The organism is Methylobacterium sp. WL7, from assembly GCF_008040085.1.
GTDB classification, from domain to species: domain Bacteria; phylum Pseudomonadota; class Alphaproteobacteria; order Rhizobiales; family Beijerinckiaceae; genus Methylobacterium; species Methylobacterium mesophilicum.
Map to the genome: position 1 here is coordinate 1 of NZ_VRVG01000232.1, position 3,973 is coordinate 3,973.

Below are 3,973 nucleotides of genomic sequence, written 5' to 3' on the forward strand. Positions count from 1 at the left end.
CCCCTCAAGATTGGGAACGGATCGAGACACCATCACGACGGCGCCGCACCGGCGCGACGGATAAGGTCCAAAAAGCATGACAAAGAAGCTGCTGTTCCTGTTCGACACCGATGCGATGCCGAACGTGTTCGACACGGTGGTCGGCTACGACGGCGGCGCCGACCACATCACCGGCTACGGCGGCGTGACCCCCGAGAACGTCGGCGCCCTGGTCGACGGCACGATCTACACCCGCGGCGGCTCCGAGAAGAAGTCGACGGCGATCTTCGTCGGCGGCGGCAGCATGGCGGCCGGCGAGGAACTGTTCACCGCCGTCAAGAAGCGCTTCTTCGGCCCGTTCCGGGTCTCGTGCATGCTGGATTCGAACGGCTCCAACACCACGGCCGCCGCGGGCGTCGCCCTGGTGGCCAAGGCCGCCGGCTCGCTCCAGGGCAAGACCGCCGTCGTCCTGGCCGGCACCGGCCCGGTGGGCATGCGCTCCGCCGCGCTGCTGGCCGGCGAGGGTGCGGACGTGACCATCGCGGGTCGCGCGCTGGACAAGACCCAGGCCGCCGCCGAGCAGATCAACAAGCGCTTCAAGGTCAACGTGAAGGCCGCCGCGACCCCCGACGAGGCCTCGCGTATCGCGCTCGTGAAGGGCAAGAACCTCGTGTTCACCGCCGGCGCCATCGGCGTCGAGCTGCTGCCGGAGGCCGCCTGGGCGCAGGACTCCGCGATCGAGTTCGTGGCCGACTACAACGCCCAGCCCCCGACCGGCGTCGGCGGCATCGACGTGATGGACAAGGGCAAGGACCGCAACGGCAAGAAGGCGTTCGGCGCCCTCGGCATCGGCGGCCTGAAGCTCAAGCTGCACCGGGCCTGCGTGGGCCAGCTCTTCGAGAGCACCGAGCAGGTGCTCGATGCCGAGGAGATCTACGCGCTCGCCAAGAAGATGGCCTGACGGGAGGGACGCCCATGTCGGACACGCAGCAGGCGCCCGAGACGGCGACCATCCAGACCTTCCTGACGGAGCTCGCGAGCGCCGCCCCGACCCCCGGTGGCGGTGGCGCGGCCGCGATCTCCGGCGCGATGGGGGCGGCCCTGGTGTCGATGGTCTGCAACCTGACCATCGGCAAGAAGAAGTACGTCGAGGTCGAGGCCGAACTGAAGGACGTGCTCGCCCGGTCGGAGGGCCTGCGGGTCGTGCTCACCGGCATGATCGGCGAGGACGTCCAGGCGTTCGACGCCGTGATGGGCGCCTACGGCCTGCCCAAGGGCACCGACGACGAGAAGGCGGCCCGCGCCGCGGCGATCCAGACCGCGCTCCGGACCGCCACCGACGTGCCGCTCGCCTGCTGCCGGGCCTGCCGCACGGTCATCGACCTCGCGGCGATCACCGCCGAGAAGGGCAATCTCAACGTGGTCTCGGATGCCGGCGTGGCGGTGCTGTCGGCCTATGCCGGCCTGCGCAGCGCGGCGCTCAACGTCTACGTCAACGCCAAGGGACTCGAGGACCGGGCGTTCGCCGACGAGCGGCTCCAGGAACTCGAAAGCCTGCTCGGCGAGGCAGGCGCGCTGAGCGAGAAGGTCTACGAGGTGGTGAAGGCCAAGGTGAACTGAAACGCGCCGCGTCCGCTGTGGCGGACGCAAGTGGTTCGACAGTCGAGGCCGGGTGCATCACGCGCCCGGCCTCGCTGTTTTTCTGCGATGCTGCGCTGCAATAGTGGATGCGATTCCTACCGCATCCGCGAAAAAGCCGACCTGAACCCGCGGATCAAAAAATTTGACGGGCGTAATCTTCTCACTCAACTAAAGTAGACAGCGTCAAACGGCGGCAACGACCGCGGAGGAGGCGCCGAATGGACGTCCACGAGTACCAAGCCAAGGAGCTGCTAGCGAGCTTCGGTGTGGCGGTCCCGAAGGGCGCCATCGCGTTCAGCCCGGATCAAGCGGTCTACGCCGCCACCGAACTCGGCGGCTCGTTCTGGGCCGTGAAGGCCCAGATCCACGCCGGCGCCCGCGGCAAGGCCGGCGGGATCAAGCTGTGCCGGACCTACAACGAGGTCCGCGACGCCGCCAAGGAGCTGCTGGGCAAGCGCCTGGTCACGCTCCAGACCGGGCCCGAGGGCAAGCCGGTCCAGCGCGTCTACGTCGAGACCGCCGACCCGTTCGAGCGCGAACTCTACCTCGGCTACGTGCTGGACCGGAAGGCCGAGCGCGTACGCGTCATCGCCAGCCAGCGCGGCGGCATGGACATCGAGGAGATCGCCGCCAACGAGCCGGAGGCGCTGATCCAGGTCGTCGTCGAGCCGGCAGTGGGCCTGCAGCAGTTCCAGGCCCGGGAGATCGCCTTCCAGCTCGGCCTGAACATCAAGCAGGTCTCGGCCGCGGTGAAGACCATCATGAACGCCTACCGGGCGTTCCGCGACTGCGACGGCACAATGCTCGAGATCAACCCGCTGGTCGTCACCAAGGACGACCGGGTGCTGGCCCTCGATGCCAAGATGTCCTTCGACGACAACGCGATGTTCCGCCGGCCGGGCATCGCCGACATGCACGACCCGTCGCAGGGCGATCCCCGCGAGGCGCAGGCCGCCGAGCACAACCTTAGCTATATCGGGCTGGAGGGCGAGATCGGCTGCATCGTCAACGGCGCCGGGCTCGCCATGGCGACCATGGACATGATCAAGCACGCGGGCGGTGAGCCGGCGAACTTTTTGGATGTCGGCGGCGGCGCCTCCCCGGAGCGGGTCGCCACGGCGTTCCGGCTGGTGCTCTCGGACCGCAACGTGAAGGCGATCCTGGTCAACATCTTCGCCGGCATCAACCGCTGCGACTGGGTTGCCGAGGGCGTCATCCAGGCCGCCCGGGAGGTCAAGATCGACGTGCCGCTGGTGGTTCGCCTCGCCGGCACGAACGTCGAGGCGGGCAAGAAGATCCTGGCCGACAGCGGCCTCGACCTGATCACCGCCGACACCCTGTCGGACGCGGCGCGCAAGGCGGTCGACGCCTGCGACGCCGCCAAGAAGAACCGCTGAGGGGACACCACGCCATGAGCATCCTCATCGACGAGACCACCCCGATCATCGTCCAGGGCATCACGGGCGACAAGGGCACCTTCCACGCCAAGGAGATGCTCGAATACGGCACGAACGTCGTCGGCGGCGTCACGCCCGGCAAGGGCGGCCGCACGCATCTCGGCCTGCCGGTGTTCAACACCGTCAAGGAGGCGGTCGCCGCCACCGGCGCCACCACCTCGATCACCTTCGTGGCGCCGCCGTTTGCGGCCGACGCCATCATGGAGGCGGCCGATGCCGGCCTGCGGCTGGTCTGCTCGATCACCGACGGCATCCCGGCCCAGGACATGATGCGGGTGAAGCGCTACCTGATGCGCTACCCGCGGGATCGCCGCACCATGGTGGTCGGCCCGAACTGCGCCGGCATCATCTCGCCCGGCAAGGCGATGCTCGGGATCATGCCCGGCCACATCTACCTCAAGGGCAACGTCGGCGTGATCTCCCGCTCGGGGACGCTGGGCTACGAGGCCGCCTCGCAGCTCAAGGAGCTGGGTCTTGGGATCTCGACCTCGGTGGGCATCGGCGGCGACCCGATCAACGGTTCGTCGTTCCTCGACCACCTCGCCCTGTTCGAGACCGACCCGGACACGGACGCGGTGCTGATGATCGGCGAGATCGGCGGCCCGCAGGAGGCCGAGGCCTCGGCCTGGATCCGGGACAACATGTCGAAGCCGGTGATCGGCTTCGTGGCGGGCCTGACGGCGCCGAAGGGCCGCCGCATGGGCCATGCCGGGGCGATCATCTCGGCGGCCGGCGACAGCGCCGCCGAGAAGGCCGAGATCATGCGCTCCTACGGCCTGACCGTGGCGCCGGATCCCGGCTCCTTCGGCCAGACCGTCGCCGACGTGCTCGCCCGGGCGGCGTAGCCTTCTTAACCCTCCCCCCTCTGCGGGGGAGGGTGCCCCGCGGTTGCGGGG

The 3,973-nt window shown here is 68.9% G+C and carries 4 protein-coding genes; all 4 read left to right on the top strand.

Annotated elements, in window-relative coordinates; all coding sequences use genetic code 11:
* The first annotated feature begins 76 nt into the window (after nt 1–76).
* Nucleotides 77–940 (top strand): NADP-dependent methylenetetrahydromethanopterin/methylenetetrahydrofolate dehydrogenase, encoded by an 864-nt coding sequence (locus tag FV233_RS28445; RefSeq protein ID WP_147899529.1) that lies wholly within the window; start codon nt 77–79, stop codon nt 938–940.
* Nucleotides 941–954: 14 nt separating this feature from the next.
* Nucleotides 955–1,599 (top strand): methenyltetrahydrofolate cyclohydrolase, encoded by a 645-nt coding sequence (gene fchA / locus FV233_RS28450; protein WP_147899530.1) that lies wholly within the window; start codon nt 955–957, stop codon nt 1,597–1,599.
* Between the two features lie 239 nt (nt 1,600–1,838).
* Nucleotides 1,839–3,017 (top strand): malate--CoA ligase subunit beta, encoded by a 1,179-nt coding sequence (locus FV233_RS28455; RefSeq protein ID WP_147856026.1) that lies wholly within the window; start codon nt 1,839–1,841, stop codon nt 3,015–3,017.
* 14 nt (nt 3,018–3,031) lie between these two features.
* Nucleotides 3,032–3,922: a succinate--CoA ligase subunit alpha gene (gene sucD, locus FV233_RS28460; RefSeq protein WP_147856025.1), complete on the top strand. Its 891-nt coding sequence runs from the start codon at nt 3,032–3,034 to the stop codon at nt 3,920–3,922.
* The last annotated feature ends 51 nt before the right edge of the window (nt 3,923–3,973 follow it).